Origin of the sequence: Rahnella sp. PD12R (genome assembly GCF_019200965.1) — a bacterium.
Lineage (GTDB): Bacteria > Pseudomonadota > Gammaproteobacteria > Enterobacterales > Enterobacteriaceae > Rahnella > Rahnella laticis.
Window position 1 is genome coordinate 163,860 of record NZ_JAHTMS010000005.1, and the last position, 19,241, is coordinate 183,100.

At 53.3% G+C, this 19,241-nt stretch carries 14 protein-coding genes; 7 read left to right on the forward strand and 7 right to left on the reverse strand.

The window, feature by feature from the left end:
• Nucleotides 1-59: 59 nt before the first annotated feature.
• Genes bcsB through KWG64_RS11900 form a run of 4 tightly spaced genes read right to left on the reverse strand, consistent with a single transcriptional unit; the run spans nucleotide 60 to nucleotide 6,347 of the window.
• Nucleotides 60-2,549 carry a cellulose biosynthesis cyclic di-GMP-binding regulatory protein BcsB gene (gene bcsB / locus KWG64_RS11885; protein WP_218521991.1) on the reverse strand — a complete coding sequence of 830 codons (2,490 nt, stop codon included), beginning with the start codon at nucleotides 2,547-2,549 and terminating at the stop codon, nucleotides 60-62.
• Nucleotides 2,546-4,645 carry a UDP-forming cellulose synthase catalytic subunit gene (bcsA, locus tag KWG64_RS11890; RefSeq protein WP_152323658.1) on the reverse strand — a complete coding sequence of 700 codons (2,100 nt, stop codon included), beginning with the start codon at nucleotides 4,643-4,645 and terminating at the stop codon, nucleotides 2,546-2,548. Before bcsA ends, bcsB begins: the two co-directional genes overlap by 4 nt.
• Before the next feature lie 29 nt (nucleotides 4,646-4,674).
• Nucleotides 4,675-5,478: a cellulose biosynthesis protein BcsQ gene (gene bcsQ / locus KWG64_RS11895; protein WP_195814877.1), complete on the reverse strand. Its 804-nt coding sequence runs from the start codon at nucleotides 5,476-5,478 to the stop codon at nucleotides 4,675-4,677.
• The gene (locus KWG64_RS11900) at nucleotides 5,469-6,347 is read right to left on the reverse strand and encodes a cellulose biosynthesis protein BcsO (RefSeq protein ID WP_218521992.1); all 879 of its coding nucleotides are present in this window, start codon (nucleotides 6,345-6,347) and stop codon (nucleotides 5,469-5,471) included. The genes bcsQ and KWG64_RS11900 overlap by 10 nt, the downstream gene beginning before the upstream one ends.
• A 561-nt stretch (nucleotides 6,348-6,908) precedes the next feature.
• Here KWG64_RS11900 and hmsP point away from each other — a divergent pair.
• The 3 genes from hmsP (at nucleotide 6,909) to KWG64_RS11915 (ending at nucleotide 12,234) form a co-directional block, all read left to right on the forward strand.
• A complete protein-coding gene (gene hmsP, locus KWG64_RS11905) occupies nucleotides 6,909-8,891 on the forward strand; it encodes a biofilm formation regulator HmsP (protein ID WP_195814875.1) in 1,983 nt (660 codons plus the stop codon).
• A gap of 236 nt (nucleotides 8,892-9,127) precedes the next feature.
• Complete coding sequence (locus KWG64_RS11910) at nucleotides 9,128-10,420, forward strand: dicarboxylate/amino acid:cation symporter (protein WP_152323654.1); 1,293 nt, start codon at nucleotides 9,128-9,130, stop codon at nucleotides 10,418-10,420.
• A gap of 317 nt (nucleotides 10,421-10,737) precedes the next feature.
• On the forward strand, nucleotides 10,738-12,234 hold the full coding sequence (locus KWG64_RS11915; RefSeq protein WP_218521993.1) for a pitrilysin family protein: 1,497 nt from the start codon (nucleotides 10,738-10,740) through the stop codon (nucleotides 12,232-12,234).
• A gap of 728 nt (nucleotides 12,235-12,962) precedes the next feature.
• Here the strand turns inward: KWG64_RS11915 and KWG64_RS11920 are convergent.
• Nucleotides 12,963-13,901: a sugar kinase gene (locus KWG64_RS11920; protein ID WP_218521994.1), complete on the reverse strand. Its 939-nt coding sequence runs from the start codon at nucleotides 13,899-13,901 to the stop codon at nucleotides 12,963-12,965.
• Nucleotides 13,902-14,106: 205 nt separating this feature from the next.
• Entirely contained in the window at nucleotides 14,107-14,310 is a 204-nt protein-coding gene (locus tag KWG64_RS11925; RefSeq protein ID WP_218521995.1) for a 2-hydroxymuconate tautomerase family protein, read from the reverse strand.
• Between the two features lie 277 nt (nucleotides 14,311-14,587).
• On the opposite strand from KWG64_RS11925, the gene pdeH reads away from it, so the two are divergent.
• From pdeH to KWG64_RS11945, 4 genes are all read left to right on the forward strand, one after another.
• Nucleotides 14,588-15,364: a cyclic-guanylate-specific phosphodiesterase gene (gene pdeH, locus KWG64_RS11930; RefSeq protein WP_195814870.1), complete on the forward strand. Its 777-nt coding sequence runs from the start codon at nucleotides 14,588-14,590 to the stop codon at nucleotides 15,362-15,364.
• A gap of 212 nt (nucleotides 15,365-15,576) precedes the next feature.
• Nucleotides 15,577-17,631 (forward strand): AsmA family protein, encoded by a 2,055-nt coding sequence (locus KWG64_RS11935; protein WP_218521996.1) that lies wholly within the window; start codon nucleotides 15,577-15,579, stop codon nucleotides 17,629-17,631.
• 92 nt (nucleotides 17,632-17,723) lie between these two features.
• On the forward strand, nucleotides 17,724-18,035 hold the full coding sequence (locus tag KWG64_RS11940) for a type II toxin-antitoxin system HigB family toxin (RefSeq protein ID WP_104923779.1): 312 nt from the start codon (nucleotides 17,724-17,726) through the stop codon (nucleotides 18,033-18,035).
• Nucleotides 18,032-18,442 (forward strand): type II toxin-antitoxin system HigA family antitoxin, encoded by a 411-nt coding sequence (locus tag KWG64_RS11945; protein ID WP_218521997.1) that lies wholly within the window; start codon nucleotides 18,032-18,034, stop codon nucleotides 18,440-18,442. Before KWG64_RS11940 ends, KWG64_RS11945 begins: the two co-directional genes overlap by 4 nt.
• A 13-nt stretch (nucleotides 18,443-18,455) precedes the next feature.
• On the opposite strand, the gene KWG64_RS11950 is transcribed toward KWG64_RS11945, so the two are convergent.
• Nucleotides 18,456-19,226, reverse strand: coding sequence for a CDP-diacylglycerol diphosphatase (locus tag KWG64_RS11950; protein WP_218521998.1), 771 nt, complete (start codon nucleotides 19,224-19,226; stop codon nucleotides 18,456-18,458).
• Between the last annotated feature and the right edge of the window lie 15 nt (nucleotides 19,227-19,241).

Below are 19,241 nucleotides of genomic sequence, written 5' to 3' on the forward strand. Positions count from 1 at the left end.
ATAGCCGGGAGTAACGGCTACCTTCATTGTTATTGTTGTTCTTCTTGAGACGACGCTTTTCATTTCTGACCCAGACGTTTAGCAGCATGACGACGCAACACGACGAACAGGCTCAGGCCAATCAGCAGTGAAACCAGTGTGGCAATCAGCGAGAGGATCACGATATGCGTGCTGGCGTACCAGAGCACCATCATGTACCACGGCATCTGGCCGGTCGGGAATTGCTGCCCGACGGAGAAGCTGCGGATGCCATTTTCATCGGTAATAATCGCCAGATCGCCACGCACGTTGGCGTTGATTTTCGGCGATTTCAGGTCGTTATGAATTTTCAGCAGTTGCTGATCGTCCGTGCCCGTTGCGACGACCACGACGTGATCGTTTGACCAGCGTGAGCGGTAGCTGACGAAGCCGCGCCATGCGCCGGTTGAGGACAGATAACGGTCAGCATCCACCGGCTGGCGGTACCAGTCGCCGGTGAGCCACGCCACGATACGCTGAACCTGCGTCGGCGTTTTCACGCCCATCGAACCGGCATTGACGCTGAACGGCGAATCGGCCAGTAACTGCTGGTTGAACGGCGTATCGCCCAGGGTGGTGACGGCCAGAATATCGCGGTCAAACAACGCGTTATTTCTTTCATCGCCTTTCAGGCCAAAGGCGACCTGTACGTGATTCACCGGTACACCCGTCGCTTTCCCGGCACGTGCGGCCAGATTCAGCAGCGTGTGGATTTCATCGGCGGAAGGCACTTCCGGCAGCAACATCAGCGTGTCGGTGAAGTCAGCCAGTTTGGAGTACGGATAAGACGCACCGACGAAATACGACAGGTTCGGCAACTGTGCAAAATGGTAGCTTCCGCTCAGGTCGATGAAGGATTTCGGATCGATACGGCTCTTGATGTTGTCGCTGGTCAGAATGCTGCACGGCGCATCTTTTTTCGGCTTGATGTCGAAATAGAATTGCAGCTGGTTATCCCCGTAAATCAGGTATGGCGCGAGTTGCAGGGTATAACGTTCCTGACGGCTGTCACCGCCCAGGCGACGCCAGATGTTTTCCACCAGACCGACTTTGTTCACTGTCAGGCTACGCAGGAAGTTGCTGTTGATGGACACATTGAGGCGCGAGCTGTCTTCATCAATCCAGTTTTCCGTCGGGAAACGGTAATCGATGCGCACCGGAATGTTGTGGCCATCCCACATGAACAGATCCGGCGCGGCGCGGAAGGCAACCTGAATGCCGTCGTGATAAATCCCGTTGGAAATCAGGGAGTCCGGATCTTTGCCAGCCAGTTCGCCCAGCGTGACCGGGCGCGAGGTATCAATCCAGCGCGGCGCGTCATACGGTTTGCTCGACGGAATGGTTTGCTGCGTAACATCCAGACGCTCGGCGTTGTTCGGCATTCCGCCGCTGATCAGGCGGTACGCGGCCTGACGCAGTTCGTTATCGTCATTGCCCAGCACCAGCAGCAGTTTATAAACCGGGTTGATCGGGTTATCGATAATCTGAATCGATGCGCCGTTGCTGGCTGGCAACGTCAGTGAACCGATTTTATCGCCCGGCTTACCAAACAGAATGCCGTTCTGGTCCGGTAAATCGTTCAGGATGACCGGGAAATCGACGCTGCGATAATCGGACAACATGCCGAGATAAGAAGAGACCATCGCCGCTGCGCTGACATCGCCGGGTTTCATCGCCGCGGAGAAGCCCATCGTAATTTTCGATTCCTGCATTTGCAGGCCATCAAAGAACGGACGCGGGAAGTTACCCAGATTGCGGCCAATATTCAGCTGCTGACCTTCCAGACCAATGCTGGTGGTCGGCAAAATTGTGACCCAATATTTGTCCGACTGATCTTTCTCGCAGGTCATGGTGTTGCTGTCATGCACGCGGAAGCTCAGGTTGTTGTTGGAGACCACCATCGCCGACGGAATATCCAGATCGTAAACATCGCCGCCGTTGCTGCTTTGATTGAGCGGCAGATTGCCCAGAGGCTGACCGTTAAGCATCAGTTCCAGCGTGGTATCGCGGGCAATCAGCGCCGGGGAAATTTTCAGTGCCAGCGACAGGTGGGCGTTGGTGACCACTTCATCGGCTGGCAGCGTAAAGATAATTCCGGACTGTAACTGGCCGCCGCTGAGGGTCAGGCCGTTGGTCTGCCCCATTTCAGCCACGGTGATAGTGCTGGTCACCGGCTGAACCAGCGGAATGACCGGCGCAGGGGCTGCCGACGGATCGGTGGCGGGCGCGGTGCTGCTGGTATTCACCGGCGTGGTGTCGGTCTGAGGTGCATCGCCCGCCGGTGCTGGCGCGGCAGGTGCTGCGCTGGCCGGTGCGCTTTCATCCGGCATCGGCGTGACAGGCGGCAACCATGATGGCGCAGCGGGCAGGCTGGTCGCCGGATCCACGGCAGGTGCGGCGGCGTCTTCAGCATGAGTAAAAGGCAGGCTGCTGAAGGTCAGCAACACGCCGGCGGAGATTTTCCTGAGCAGGGACGCGCCCGGCACAGCAGATAAACGGCGTTTTACGGTCTGTTTACGTGGTCGATTCATGCTGCTTCACTCTTGCTGGTGGCGTCAGCGGGTTTATTTTTGGCACGGCGCTCTTTCCAGGTGTTGTAGAACAGCTCAAACACGCAACGGATAATGCTGACCAGAGATTTGAACGGGTTGTCCGGCGGATACTCTTCGCCAATCCAGGCGTCAGCACGGCATAACACAACGCGTACCAGCTCGCGGCGTTTCGACAGCGGCAGGTTTTCAAATTGCAGACGCAGGCGTTCTTTATTGCCGCTGATTTGCGTCACCGGGAAACTCTCTGCACCGGAAGAAAGCTGAATTTCCACTTCTTCAATTTCTTCGTCGATGTAACGCACATCCGGCGTCACCAGCTGCACGCCGCCCATCGACATATCAATTGTGGTGGTGCGCAGTGAAATCCCATTGGCGTAATGAATGATGGCCGGAATGGCGACATCAATACGGATGGTTTTACGCACCTGACGGGTTTCTTTCGCCACGGCAATCGCCGCCAGCAAAATCAGCACGCTGAAACTGCCCCATGCGACGTTCAGGGCGATAACGTTCGGATCGATGGCAAAGTAGTCATGGAAAATCGCCCGCACCACGCCGTAACCGATGCCGATAATCATCAGAATCGCAACGATCAGATGCGGTTTCACGATGTTGAAGTCAAAGAAGCCGACGTCCAGCAGGCCGCCTTTGTCGGTTACGTTAAATTTCCCGCGTTTTGGCGCAAACATCGTGACCAGCGTGGGCAGGATCAGGTGGAAAGCCATGACGGTTTCGTAGATTTCACCCCAGAACGTATAGCGGAACCGGCCATTCATGCGGGAGTTGATGTACAGCGACATCACCAGGTGCGGCAGCGCGTAAGCAAAAATCAGGCTGGCGGACGAGGAAATGATGTTCAGGTTGAAAAGCAGGAACGCCAGCGGGGCGGTCAGGAACACCACGCGCGGCAGGCCAAACTGGAAGTGCAGCATGGCGTTCAGATAACACAGGCGTTGCTGCCATTTCAGGCCACGTCCCAGAAGCGGGTTATCGACGCGGAAAATCTGCGTCATGCCACGCGCCCATCGGGTACGCTGAATGACATGCAGGCCCAGACGTTCTGTCGCCAGACCGGCGGCCAGCGGAATATCCAGAAACGCAGTATTCCAGCCACGGCGCTGCATTTTCAGCGCGGAGTGCGCATCTTCTGTCACGGTTTCAACGGCAAAACCGCCGACTTCTTCAAGCGCCACGCGGCGGATAACCGCACACGAACCGCAGAAGAACGTGGCGTTCCAGTTATCGTTACCTTGCTGAACCGGGCCGTAGAACAGCGCGCCTTCGTTTGGCATGGTGCGTCCAGCGGAAAGGTTGCGTTCGAACGGATCCGGCGAGTAGAAATAGTGAGGTGTCTGGATCAGCGCCAGACGCGGATCTTTCAGGAAGCTGCCCACGGTGGCCTGTAAAAAGGCGCGTGTCGCAACGTGGTCGCAGTCAAACACACAAATCAGCTCACCTTTGGTGAGTTTCATCGCATGGTTCAGGTTACCGGCTTTGGCGTGGGAGTTGTCGTTACGGGTGATATAACCCACGCCCGCATCGGCGGAGAACACGGCGAATTCGTCGCGCTTACCGTCATCGAGCACGTATATTTTGATTTTGTCTTTCGGATAATCGATACATTGCGCGGCCAGAACGGTATCACGCACCACATCCAGACTTTCGTTGTAAGACGGAATATACACGTCCACGGTCGGCCACAGGGTGGTGTCATCCGGCAACGGTTCGATGGTGCGTTTCAGTGGCCACGTGGTTTGCAGGTAGCCCAGCAATAAAATAATCCAGACATACAGTTCGGCGAGGAATAACCCGATCCCTAAGATGGCTTCTATCGTTGAATTAAAATGCAGTGTCTCTGTCGCGCGCCAGTAAATATACCGCGTCGACATAATAACGGACATGATGACCATGACCACACTGATACGGCGGCTCTTGCTGATGCCGAGCAGGAATAACAGCCCGATGCTGATCAGACCAAAAATGTACTGTTTCTGGCTGTCCATAGGGGTGATGATGATCACTGCTGCCACCGGCAGCAGCAGAAGCACAAGTAAGGAAAACAGGAATTTATTCATCGCTTTGGGGTCGCTGTTAACAGTGATAGTTAATAACTGCCAGATTTAGGCGCGGCGTGTAATTCACCATCACCGACTTTAATCCCTAAAATAGCGGCGACTTTTTTGCTGATCAGTTCAATATCAAATGCCGAAGCCGATACCGGACTAAAATCAATAATAGAGCGCTGCGAGGCATTCGCCTCTGGCACACATTCATCCCTGTGGATCGTGCCTAATAATCTTTCGTTCAGACGTTGTTCAAAAAATTGCGTCACGTCGCGGCTTAATGTCCGGCGAGTGTCACTTTGGTTAACGACGTAAAATTCACCTTTCTTATTATTTAAAGGCGTGCCAATTAATTTATTTTTTTCCATTAATGGCAATAAAGATAATGACGCGGTATCCGCTAACATCACCACAATATGTAAATCCGCAAGCGCCTGAACGGCTTTTAACGCCGGGCTCGGGCCGGGAGGAAAATCGGCGACAATAATTAAACCCGGATAATTCAGTACGGTATTTAATCCCCGCTGTAAGAAATGCGGATCGCTGGCTAACTGGTGTTCGAATTCCAGACGCTGATCTTCCGTCACTTCGCCGTAAGGTAATACAAAGGTATTTGAACCCGCCTTGAGAATAAACTGGCTCCAGTCGGATTCATTGCCTGAACCGGCGACAAAGCCGCGGGTATCGGAAATAGGCACACCAAAATGAAGGCGAAGGGCGTTTTGCACATCAAAATCGATGACCAGAACTTTGCTGCCACTGCGGGCAAGCGAATAGGCCAGATTGGAGGCCACCGTGGTTTTTCCTACCCCACCTTTCGGTGAACAAACGCAAACTAACGGCATGAGGCAATCATCTCTAACAGGGGTTGAAGCGGTGTGTCGCGATGTAAATAGGCGCTGGCAGGCTGCGGCGCCCGCTGTTTAAACATTTGTTTAAAGCGCTGGTTAGCATCAGCAGACGCCGGGGACGCGGGTGTAGCAGGCGCCGTGCTGGTTGTGTACGCGCTGGCCGGTGCCGGTTTGTGTACCGGAACCGGTTGATATGCCGGTGCCGCAGGCTGTACGGGCTGGCTGCGAACCGGCGCTGCCTGCTGAACAGGGGCTGGCGAGTGAACCGGAGCCGGCTGAACAGGCGCAGGTCGCGCAGCCGGTTCCGGCATCACTTTACGCAGTGAATCGAGCAGACTTCCGCCGTTGTCAGGAATAACTGACTGGGCGTGGAACGTCGGCGCGGTGTGAACCGGCTGATGTTTTCCGGGCTGTGCGGCCTGCACGGGAGCAGGCTGTGGCGGCGCCGGAGGCAGCGTTTCACGCAAGGCATCAAGCAACCCAAAACCCGCCGCGGGCGGAGGGACTTCCGATGACATCGGTGCGGCCTGATTTTGCTGCACGGGCTGTGCGGCTGCGGCTTGTGGCAACGATTGCTGAGGCTGATTCACCGGGGATTGCGTGAAAGAAGGTTCACTCACCGGCTGCGACGCAGCGAGTGAAAACTCATCGGCAGAAATGGACTGAGGCGTGGGTTGTGTCGTGCGGCCATTGTCGAGTGGTCCGGCCGGATCTTCGCTGGCTGACACTTGTTTAATCAACGTCCACTGGTTCATAGAACCGGTAATGGATTCACCCGTTGATTTTTCGTTAAGCTCTTTATAATCAAGCTTTTCCAACTTCGTTTTATCCATAAAACGTTTAATGTCGTCATATTTATTCATAAATCCCGCCCGCTAGGATTATATATATGTCAGTATTTTCTGAGCGTCAAAGCGCCCCTAAAAGGCCGCTAACAAAGAGTATAAAAAGTTTAATTTTCTTTAAGTTTTTAGTGGGAATGAGACTCTTCTTAATATATCAGCTCTTTTACAGCATAGAGCACTTTTTACAAAAAATAGGATTTTCACGCATAAATATCATCACATTGATAACTGCCTGTCACAGAAGGTTTTTGATATTTATTATCTGAATTTTTGTGTTAGCACAGACTAATCATTTGCCTTTGCTGTGATCGGTAGCACACAAACTTCATTAAGTGTATTGAAGCTGGCATCTTCTTATGATGCTCATAATTCAATTACTACTGGTAATGTATGTTTTTCGTAAGCGAAATAACCCTATGAATTTTGAGTGTAGATGCTGATTGTCAAACGTGTTGTTTTTTATAGCCAAAACATCGTGTTTCACCTCGAAATAACCGGTTATGAGGTATACTGCGCAGAAGTACCGTTCCTGTTAGTGTATGCGGGGCAAATCAGCCCGGCAGTTGATGGAGAAATAAGTTGCGGGTCAGGCGTTCATTAACGATTAAGCAGATGGCGGCGGTGTCCAGTATTGCTGCAATCACCATTTGTATTTTTATCGTCATCCAGTTGTTTCACTTTGTGCAACAACGGAGGGACGATTACGCCCAGCAACTTGAAAATATTGCACATTCTGTCCGTGAGCCCCTTTCGCAAGCGGTGCTAGATGTCGATCTTGAAGAAACGCAGGACATTCTCAACACTCTGCAACCGGTCGGGATCCTCAGTCGCGCCGACGTCGTGATGCCTAATCAGATTGCCGCATTGCACACGCATTTCCCGCCCGGCAGACCGGTGCCGCAGTGGGTTACCCGCGGTTTCAATCTGCCCGTTACTATTTCAGTTCCCCTTTATTCTGCGGCTGCCAGCCCTAAAGCCCCCAAGCCGCTGGCGTATCTGGTCCTTCAGGCGGATTCGTACCGCATGTATCAGTTTATCGTCAGCGCGCTGTCGACCATGCTGACAACCTATCTCCTGCTGTCGCTGATCCTCACCATTTCGGTGAGCTGGGTGGTGAACCGTCTGATCGTCAAACCGCTGCGCACCATTGCCAGCGAGCTGGAATCTCTGCCGGAAAGCGAAGTGCCTTATCATCAGCTGGTGCTGCCGGAGCGCCATGAAGACGATGAAATTGGCATGCTGGTGCGCAGTTATAACCGCAATCAGCAGCAGCTGGAAAAAGCGCAGCAAAGCATGAATGACGCGCTGCTGCCCGCGGAAGACACCCTCAATAATGCCGAGCAGTTTATGCAACGCCTGCAACACCGGCTGCATTCGTCGGAGCCGGAAAAGGGCTTCCACCTGTTGCTGATTGGCATTGAAAGCCTGCGCGACGACGGCCATGTCAGCTGCCCGCTGATCTCTTCTATTATGGATGTGCTGCCGGAACACTGTTTGCTGGCGCGTCTGAGCTACAACGAATTTGCGTTGCTGGCGGGCGATGTGCCGCGGCCATTTATGGCGATGCGCCTTGCGCGACAAATCATGGAACGCATTAATGCGCCGCAGGAAAGCGATTCCGGCAATATGTCGCTGCATCCGACCGGCAGCATCGGCATTGTTCAGCACACGGGCGAAACGCCGGTGACTGCGCAGCAGCTGATGGCCAATGCGCGCGCCGCCAGAGTGTCGGCTTATCAGCAGGGCAAAAACCAGATTCTGTTCTTCGAACCGGAACTGACCGAGAAAATTCAGAAACGCCTGTTGCAGGAAAACGAGATCCTGCACGCGATGGAACAGAACGATTTCACGCTGTTCATCCAGCCGCAGGTCAATATGGAAACCGGCACGGTGGTGGGCGCTGAAGCCCTGTTGCGCAGAAAAATGGCCAACGGCAGTTATGGCCTGGAAAGTGACTTCATCGTGCTGGCCGAAGAAATCGGCGTGATGAGCATGCTGGGTTACAAAATCCTCGAACTGGGCTGCGGCATTCTTGCCGACTGGCAACAGCGCGGCATTACCTTACCGCTTTCGGTGAATTTGTCCGGTGTTCAGGTTCAGCAGCGTAATTTCCTGCCGGAACTGCGCAGCCTGCTCAGCCGCTACAAAATTAATCCGGGTCAGCTGGTGCTGGAAATCACCGAAACGGCGCGCATTGATGATTTGGATCGCGCGCTGCTGTTGCTCAGCGAACTCCGCGCCGTGGGCGTCTCGATTGAACTGGATGATTTCGGCCTGGGTTATTCCGGTCTGGATTACCTAAACCGCCTGCGTTCCTTGCCTATCGACGTCATTAAAATTGACCGCAGCTTCGTCAGCGTTCTGCCGGAAGACGAAGTGATGGTGAACATTGTGGCCTCAATTGGCCGCGCGATGGATATTCAGCTCATTGCAGAAGGCGTCGAAACCGAAGCGCAGCGCCAGTGGCTGCTGAAAGAAAATATCCAGTTCGGGCAGGGCTATTTATTCTCTGCGCCGCTTTCTAAAGAAGAGTTCGAACAGAAATTCTGTCAGCCCGCCTGAATCCGATAAAGGGCAGGAAACCCCTTCCTGTCCGGCCTTTTTTACCCCTCCTTTACTTTTTTTAATTACATTACTTATTGCTGAATGCTTTCCGCTCTGGTTTTTCATGAACCGTCATTGCAGTGCGAAACGAAATATTTCCATCATGTTGTGTATGTGTTATTTCCCTGCTGCCGCTCATTACCTTTGACCTTACAAATATAGAAGGCGGCGCAATCACTTCAGGATGGGTATTTATGAAAAAATCACTCTTCAAGAGTCTGTATTTTCAGGTTCTTCTGGCAATCACCCTCGGTATTTTACTGGGACATTTTTACCCCGATCTCGGCGCTCAAATGAAACCATTAGGTGATGGTTTTGTTAAATTAATCAAAATGATCATCGCTCCTGTCATCTTCTGTACGGTAGTGACCGGCATTGCGGGCATGGAAAGCATGAAAGCCGTGGGGCGCACCGGGGCGATCGCGCTGCTCTACTTTGAAATTGTCAGTACGCTGGCGCTGATAATCGGTCTGGTGATTGTGAATATCGTCCAGCCGGGCGCGGGGATGAACGTCGATCCGGCGGCGCTGGATGCCAAAGCGGTCGCGGTTTACGCCGAGCAGGCGCAGAGCCAGGGCATTATTCCGTTCCTGCTGGATGTCATTCCGTCGAGCGTGATCGGCGCATTTGCCAGTGGCAATATCTTGCAGGTGTTGCTGTTTGCCGTGCTGTTCGGCTTTGCGCTGCACCGCATGGGCCACAAGGGGCAGCTGATTTTCAACGTCATCGAAAGCTTCTCGCAGGTCATTTTCGGCATCATCAATATGATCATGCGTCTCGCGCCGTTAGGGGCATTCGGGGCGATGGCGTTCACGATTGGTAAATACGGCGTCGGTTCTCTGGTGCAGCTCGGCCAGCTGATTCTATGCTTCTACCTGACCTGTATTCTGTTTGTGGTCGTGGTGCTGGGGCTTATCGCCCGCTTCACCGGCTTCAGCATCTTCAAGTTTGTTAACTACATTAAAGAAGAGCTGCTGATCGTGCTGGGTACGTCGTCCTCTGAATCCGCGCTGCCGCGCATGCTGGATAAAATGGAGCGTCTGGGTTGTAAGAAATCGGTGGTGGGTCTGGTTATCCCGACCGGCTACTCGTTTAACCTCGACGGCACCTCGATTTACCTGACCATGGCGGCGGTGTTTATCGCGCAGGCGACCAATACTCACATGGATATCTGGCATCAGATCACCCTGATTGTTGTGCTGCTGTTGTCCTCGAAAGGGGCGGCGGGCGTGACCGGCAGTGGTTTTATCGTTCTGGCGGCGACGTTGTCAGCGGTGGGGCATTTACCGGTTGCCGGGCTGGCGCTGATTCTGGGCATTGACCGCTTCATGTCAGAAGCGCGTGCGCTGACCAATCTGGTGGGTAATGGCGTAGCAACCATCGTGGTCGCAAAATGGTGTGATCAGCTGGACGAAGGCCAGTTAAAAGCGACGCTGAATGGTCAGAAAGGTCTGACGGAAGCTGAGAAATCGGCGTCAGGTTTCTGAATAATGGTCTCTGAACGGATGAAAATATCGCTAACCGTTCCAAAAAACGCATTTATTTAGGCTCAAAATCCCCTAATAACCACCGGTTGCTTGATGTAACCGGTGGATTATCTTCATAATAACTCCCCCGAAGGCCACCTCCGGCGCTTTTTACCAGAATATTTTCACGGGCTGCGCGACATTGCGAAAAACGCGCGGTCTAACGAAGGGCTGTAATTTACGTCCTTAACTTACGCATTCAGTTCCTGTGGGCTCGCCAACCGGCACCGGCAGGACAGCATATTTGAACATTAGATAGTCATTACGTAGGGGTTCACATGCAGGGCACCAAAATCCGTTTACTCGTTGGTGGATTGTTGCTGGCAGCAGCCGCAAGTCATGTGCAAGCTGAAGCATTACAACCTGACCCGGCCTGGCAGCAGGGCAAGTTGGATAATGGATTTACCTGGCAGTTGCTGACCACGCCGCAACGTCCGAGCGATCGTATCGAATTACGTCTGGTGGTACGCACCGGCTCGCTGGCAGAATCTGCCCAGCAGGCGGGCTACGCCCATTTCCTGCCGCGTCTGGCGCTGATGCACAGTGAAGGGTTCAGCACGTCTGAGCTGCAATCACTCTGGCAGCAAAGTATCAATCCGCAACGGCCATTGCCGCCCGCGGTCAGTTCCTATGATTTCACGATGTATAACCTGAGCCTGCCGAATAACCGCCCGGAGCTGCTGAAAGATGCGCTGAACTGGCTGGCGAATACGGCGGGTAAAATCTCCGTGACGCCTGCGCTGGTCAGCGCCGCGCGCCAGGAATCGCAGGATCCGGTAGGTTCATTACCGCAAAATACGCAGGATGCCTGGTGGCGTACCCGTATCGTTGGCTCAACGCTGGTGGGGCATAGCCCGGATCAGCTGCCGACCAAACCGGTCAATATCGAAGCCCTGACGAAGTTTTATCATCAGTGGTATACGCCGGACGCCATGACGCTGTTTGTGGTGGGTAATGTCGACAGCCGCTCGCTGGGTGAACAAATCAACCGGACATTCTCGCCGCTGAAAGGCAGCCGTCAGACGCCACAAACGTTGCCGACGCTGTCGGAAGTCACCACCAAATCCATGACCACGATGGACGGCAACCTGACGCAAGATCGTCTCTCATTAATGTGGGATAACGCGTGGCAGCCGATTCAGGATTCGCAGGCGCTGGCCGCTTACTGGCGCAGTGATCTGGCCCGCGAAGCGCTGTTCTGGCATCTCCAGGAAGCCCTGAAAAGCGCTTTCGAAAGCAAAAAAGACGCCACAACACCGGGCCCTGGCCTTGGTTTTGACTGCAACGTGCAGTATCAGCGTGCGCAGTGCGCCATCCGTATTGAAGCGCCACAGGCTAAGCTGACCGAACTGTTCAAGCGTCTTTCCGAAGAACTTCTGGTCGTGCGTGACAAAGGGATTTCTCAGGCAGAGTTTGATGCGCTGATTGCGCAGAAGAACGATCAGCTGAGCAAACTTTTCGCCACTTACGCGCGTACTGATACCGACGTACTGATGAGCCAGCGTTTACGCTCGCAGCAAAATGGCGTTGTCGACATCGCGCCTGAGCAATATCAGCAATTGCGTCAGCAGTTCCTTACCACGCTGACCTTGCCGGTACTGAATCAGGAACTCAAACAGCAGTTATCGCGGGACCCGGCGTTGCTCATTGCACAGCCGAAAGGGGAACCCGAGGTGAATGCCGGCGAGTTACGGGCTATTTACGATAAGATCATGGCACCGGCTGATGTTGCGCCTGCGGCGGATGCCCCTGCGGCTTCGGCGACTGCTCAATAAGGGGTGGGCCCTTATTTATCGTGTAAAAATTGATCGAGTAGGTTTCGGTTTTTCAATTGCGGTGACCGCTTAGCTTGTTGCGCCCAAACCGACAAAAGAGGCCCAGGACGGGGCCTCTTTTGAATCTCCGCGTCTTTTTTACTGCGCGCTATCGCTCGCTGGCTATGTTTCAGAAACGTCTGCTAGTGCCGCAAACTCCGCCGCTTCGCGATACTCTCACTTCGGGTTCGAACCTGCTCGAAAAAAACACTCTCGCTGTTTCTCACCACTCACTCGACGTCGTTTTGAAAGCGGCCACAAACTTTCTAATTCACAACCTCACTACTGAATGTTAATTATAAAACGAGTGAATTTTCTCGCCTGAAGTTAAGCAAGAAAACAGAATGCTGTTGAATTTAGATAAGCCTCCGGCCGCTTTCAGAAAGCTTGCCGAGCGAAGTGTTTCGAGACCTATGGCTCGAAACCGAGCAAGGGAACCGCGTAGCGGCAAGATTTCGCGGCAATAACTGTCGTGGCTGAAACATAGCCAGCGAGCGATAGCGCTTGTTGAAAAAGCGGGGAGAAATCCAAAAGAGGGAAAGCACTTCCCTCTTTTGGTCGGTTTCGGCGCGAGTCGTTAAGTGATAACTGTTATTGAAAAACCGAAATCTTCTCGGTCTGGCCGTTCGCTGCAAGCGAAAACCGAAATCTTCTCGGTCCATCCGTACGCTGGCAAGCGAAAACCGCCCCTATGCCCGGTTTGGCATAAACTCCACCGGAATGATCGCCCCGCGATGCTGAATCACGGTACTCGCTGTCTCGTGCCCGCGCACGGCGGCTTCCACTGCGCTGCCGCCGGTTAACCGGACAGCCAGATACCCGGCGCTGAACGAATCGCCCGCCGCAGTGGTATCAATCACTTTCTCTTTCGGTAATTTAACCGCCGGAACGTCGTGCAGTTCGCCTTCGGCGCTGGACACGATGCAGCTGTCTGCTCCGCGTTTTACCACAACTTCACTGACGCCAAGCGCGTGAGTGCGGGCAATCACTTCGTCGTACGGCTTCTGGCCCCACAGCATATCTTCGTCATCAAGCGTCAGGAACGCGATGTCCGTGCAGGAAAGCATGGCGTTGTAAGCCGCCTGCGTTTGTTCTTTGCTGGCCCACAGACGCGGACGGTAGTTGTTGTCGAAAATGACTTTCCCGCCGCGTGAACGACAGGCTTGCAGCAGCGTCATCAGGCGTTTACGGCTTTCATCGTTCAGAATTGCCAGGCTGATCCCACTCAGATACAGATAATCAAACTCTGCCAGCTTCTGGCAAATCTCTTCGGATTGCGGGCTGTCGAGCCAGTAACGCGCGGCGGCGTCGTTGCGCCAGTAGTAGAACGTGCGCTCACCGGTGCTGTCCGTTTCAATCACATACAGGCCAGGGAGTTTGTTTTCCAGACGCTGCGTCAGCGCGGTGTGGACACCTTCCTGCTGCCACGCTTCCAGCATTTCATTGCTGAAACTGTCATTGCCGAGCGCCGTCACGTAGTGAACGTTCAGCACTTCAGGCGAAACCTGGCGGGAAATATAAACAGACGTGTTCAGCGTGTCGCCACCAAAACCACGGTGAAGGGCATCGCCTTTCTGAGACAATTCGATCATGCATTCGCCGATAACGGCAATGTTTTTGCTGGTCATTGTACCTGGCCTATGTCTGAAGCATTAAAACGAAAGGAAAGAAAAGACCGTCATTATTGCGCTCTAGTCTCTTCATAAGAATGCGGTCAGTCAAATAAATTAAAACGAGGTTTTATTTTTTTAGGCGGGAAGCGAAAAAATGAAATAAAAGGAGGGTAAAAGTGGAAGCAGCAGAACTTCCACCTGGGGCATCACCGTGGGAAGGTTACTGGCTTTCTTTACGCAGTTCGGTCACCGGGCAGCCCCCGATCCCCCAGTTATCGGTATCGACTTCATCAATGACCACGACCGTGGTGGCCGGATTTTTACCCAGTGTATCGACCAGCAGCTGAGTCACGCCGGCGATAAGCGCTTTTTTCTGTTCGGCGGTCGCGCCTTCGCGGGTGATTTTGATATTCACGTAGGGCATTTTTTTCTCCGTATCGGGTAAGCAAAAGGGAAATACCGTGAGGTCAGTTCTCCACTGTAGAAGCGGATGAAAAGAACCGCCAGCCCGCCTTTTTGGTTTTTTATGCGGGCAGAACGGCGAGAAATGCGGAGTGATTAAAGTTTCCCCGCGCAGCGCCGATAGATATCTCTACTAATGAAAGCCAGGAAATCGGGCTACTAATCACCTTGTAGTCACGCAACACATGTTGCCGCATGTCCCCTGATGATCTGATTCTTATTCATGACGGCAGAAAAATATGATAACTAAGATGATGTTAGGGCTGATTACGCCTTCTTTTACCGCTATCGAACGCGTAAAAGCACAGTCTTACTGGCGTCAATGTCAGAGAGTGTACCGTTTTCAGCCGATTTATCGCACCACAGGAAAACTGTTGGGCATTGAACTGCTGACCGGGGTTTTTCACCCTGCGAACCCGCACAAATTCATTTCGCCCGAAGAATATTTTGTCGCGATCGCCGTCGGTAAACGCCTGCAAATCGTTCAGGAACAACTCGACCTGTTGCAGCGCTGGCAAAATCTGTTCATCGATAACGAATTACTGGCTTCTATCAACGTCGATGGTCAGGTGCTGGAAGTGTTGCAGTCTGATTCTGCGCTGCAAGCGCAAATCAACGCGATGCCGTACGTCCGTTTTGAGCTGGTCGAAAGTGCTGAGCATGCGCTGAGCATTCCGTTATCGCAGATTCAGCAGTCCGACCGGTTGTGGCTCGACGACTTTGGTCAGGGCATTGCCAACTTCTCTTCCTTCACCACCTGGCACTACGAATACATCAAAATTGCCCGCGATTTGTTTATTCTGCTGGGCCAGAGCGAAGAAGGCTCGCGCCTGTTTTACACGCTGGTGACGCTCATGAAGCGCTACAGCAAAGGCGTCATTATCGAAGGGGTCGAAACCGCCGCCGAATGGGCGATGGTGCGTAATTCTGATGCGCTGGCCGCTCAGGGTTATTATCTGGCGCGACCGGTTGTTTTCGACCATCTGGATAATCTGCCAATACATTTCAAAGGATAATGAATCACACCTAACTCGCTGAGGCTAAGTCTCAAAATGCCGGGTGAGTTGATGTGGTGTGATGCATTATCATCGCACTGATTTTTAAGGCTCTACTACTGCCTCTCCTTCACGTTTTATCCTTCCTGATGCAGGCCGTTTCCGGCAAGCTGCGACGAATTCAACTATGGTTAAACTCTGGGATTCGTTAACTGTTTGAAAGGAACAGCGTTATGACGCGCACAGGTAAAGTGATCTCCTGGGTTGTCGGTGTGATTGTTATTCTGTTGATTGCCATCGTGATTTTCATCGCGATGTTCGACTGGAACCGCCTCAAACCCACGATAAATCAAAAGGTCAGCACCGAGCTCAACCGGCAATTCGCGATCCGCGGTGATTTAGGCGTGGACTGGTCGCGGCAAAAAGATGAAGCGGGCTGGCGCGCGTGGGTTCCGTGGCCTCACATCCATGCGGAAGATATTGTGCTCGGAAACCCTTCCGACGTTCAGACCGGCGAAAAAGACGCGCAGATGGTGAAACTCGCCCGCGTCGATGCCAGCATTGCGCCGCTCGCGCTGCTGCACAAAGAAGTGCTGATCCCGCGTATCTGGCTGAAACAGCCGGATGCCTCGCTGCTACGTTTGGATAACGGCAAAAATAACTGGACGTTCAATCTCGCTAACAGCGACACCAAAGACCCTGCGCAGCCGCCGTCAGCCTGGTCATTTACCCTCAACGATATCGTGTTTGATCGCGGGCAGATTGACTATAAAGACGCCAAGCTCAAAGCCGATTTCCGCGCCGTGATTGATCCGCTGGGTAAACCGCTGCCGTTTACGGAAGTGGTCGGCGATAAGAAAAATGCGCCGAAAACCAAAACCCCGCCTTACGTATTTGGCTGGAAAGTCGACGGTAAATATAACGGTGAATCCCTGTCGGGCAGCGGGAAAATTGGCGGAATGCTGGCGCTGAAAGACCCTGACGCGCTGTTCCCGTTACAGGCGGATGTGCGTTCGGGAAAAACCCGCGTTGCCGTCGCCGGGACATTGCAGGATCCGATGAATCTTGGCGGTCTGGATTTACGCCTGAAATTCTCCGGGCAGACGCTGTCTGATTTGTACGGTCTGACCGGCGTCCTGCTGCCGCAAACGCCGCCGTATTCTACCGACGGCCATTTGTCGGCGACATTGCACGGGAAGAATGGCGCAATTTACCGTTATCAGAACTTTAACGGCGAGATTGGCGACAGCGATATTCACGGCTCGCTGACCTATGAGGCCACCAAACCAAGGCCAAAACTGACCGGCGACGTGGTGTCCAAACAGCTGCGCTTTGCCGATCTCGCACCGCTGATCGGGGCTGATTCCAATACGGATAAAGCGAAGCGCGGCGAAACGACCCGTCAGCCTTCTGACAAAGTGCTTCCGGTAGAGAAGTTTGATACCAAAAGCTGGCGCGTGATGGACGCGGATGTGAAATTCAGCGCCAAACGTATTGAGCACGGTAAATCGCTGCCGCTGAGCGATTTAAGTACGCACCTGAAACTCACCGACGGCGAAATCCTGCTCGACCCTCTGCGTTTTGGCGTGGCGGGCGGTAATCTCAATTCCACCATCCGGCTGGAGGGCGACAAATCGCCGATGCAGGCACGTGCGGATATTCATGCGCGTAAGCTGAAACTGAAACAGTTGCTGCCGAGCGTACAGTCAATGGAGCGCAGTCTGGGCGATCTTAATGGTGATGCGACGCTGACCGGTACCGGGAATTCGGTGGCCGCGTTGCTCGGCACCAGCAACGGCGACATGAAAATTCTCATCAACGATGGCGTGATCAGCCGTGGTCTGATGGAACTGGCCGGGCTGAACGTGGGGAACTACGTGGTCAGCAAACTGTTCGGTGATGACGAAGTGGCGATCAATTGCGCCGCCGCCAACGTGAACGTCAAAAACGGGCTGGTGACGCCACGGTTGTTTGTGTTCGATACCGAGAATGCGGTGATCAACATCACCGGCAGCACCAATATGGCGACGGAACGTCTGGATTTGTCGATCAATCCGGAAAGTAAGGGCGTGCGTATTCTGACGCTACGTTCACCGCTGTATGTTCGCGGCACGTATAAAAACCCGGACGCCGGTGTCAAACCCGGCCCGCTGATCGCCCGTGGCGCCGCCGCCGTAGCCCTCGGCGCGGTCGTCGCCCCGGCTGCCGCGTTGCTCGCACTGATTTCCCCAAGCGACAACGAAGAAAACCAGTGCGGCCCGATATTGCAGCAGATGAAAGAGAAATAATGGAATTGAAGTAACAGAAATGAAGTTGCCAACTTGGCAACCTGGTATCGCAGTGTTACGCTGTTGCCAGGTTGTCAACTTATGGAACAAGAATGCATCTGATTACAATGCGGGCCTTAGCTGAAGCCGCAGTACGTTTTCCGCAATATAAAGCGGACTTACTGAATCTCGGGAAGGTCATCGAGAAAGGGAATTTTCCAAACCCGGCGGCGCTTAAGAAAGTTTATCCTTCACTGGATAACTTCAAATATCTGGATAAACATTATGTTATCAACATCGCAAGAAACGACGTCAGGGTCATTGCGTTGATCTTCTTCGAGAGCCAGAAGTTTTACGTTAAAGGGGTTTATACCCACGCTGAGTATGATCGTTTTACCGATTTGCACCGGGGTAAAAAGAAATGATTAATGAAGCCATTAAAGCGACTGAGGCGTTGGTCAGCGCCGTACCTCTGCTGGGCGATAACGCCAGCGAGCAGGATTATCACAAAGCGCTGGAACTGGTTGAGTACCTGTTGATGAACAATCCGACCAGTCCTTTACTCGATATTGTCAGCAATAAAATCACGGCTTACGAAAATACGCTTCCGCAGGTCATCGCCTTTCGTGAAGAAATGGAAGCCCTGCCGGGCGGCGTTGCCGTTCTTGCGACGCTGATGGATCAGTACGGCTTAAAGCAGAGTGATTTTGCCGGTGAAATCGGTGGGAAATCACTGGTGTCACGGATTTTACGCGGAGAACGCAAGCTGACCGTCGAACATATTGGCAAGCTTGCGGCCCGTTTTGGCATCTCTCCCGCGTTGTTTATTTGAGTCGCGGCGCGCTTCAGGAAACTGGCACCGGATCCAGTACCGCGCAGTTATGGTCCTGGATTTCCTCGGTCGAGGCGTTGTTGAGTTTCAGTAAGTCGCGCTCGCTGGCGAGCAGCAGGAAATCACCGCTTTGCAGGCTGACCATCGCCATACCGAAGTGGCCCATTTTTTTATCTGCGTCCGGCACGCCTTGCGCCAGAATTCTGAACGCGCCTTTCTCATTGAGCTCGGCGGGAGTTACTTTACGCGCCAGATATGTGTGGCCCAGCAGTTTGTCCGGCAGTTCCTGCCAGTTATAACCCATCTGCGCGCCATCTCTGGCCAGCGTGGTTTTTATCTGCGGCAACAGGCAGGAAATATGGATGTGCAGCTGATTCTGCGAGCGTCCGTATTGTGAATTAATCGCCAGCGAGATATTGCTGTCATCAATCGGTTTTCCGTATTTATCCGCCATAAAATGCCGCGCATTCCAGGCCTGATTGAAGAAGTTCGGCGTTTCCGGCTCCAGCAGCGCCGGGCTTTCCATACCGGTGATCCGCGCGCTGGGCATCAGTAAATACTGCAACGGCCCGTTCAAATCCTTCAGCACCACAAATCCCTGTTGTTCATCTACCTGCGCGCAGGGATCGGGTTTTCCCGTGCTGCGCTCATTCGGCACGCATTTTTTGCTGATGATGTTCCACAGGGCGTTAGGATTGGAAGAGTGGGGCCAGAAATACCAGAAAGCGGCGGCAATGATGATAAGCAGGAGCAGGACAGGCAAAACTAATCGTCGTAAACGCATAAGAAACCTTCGCAG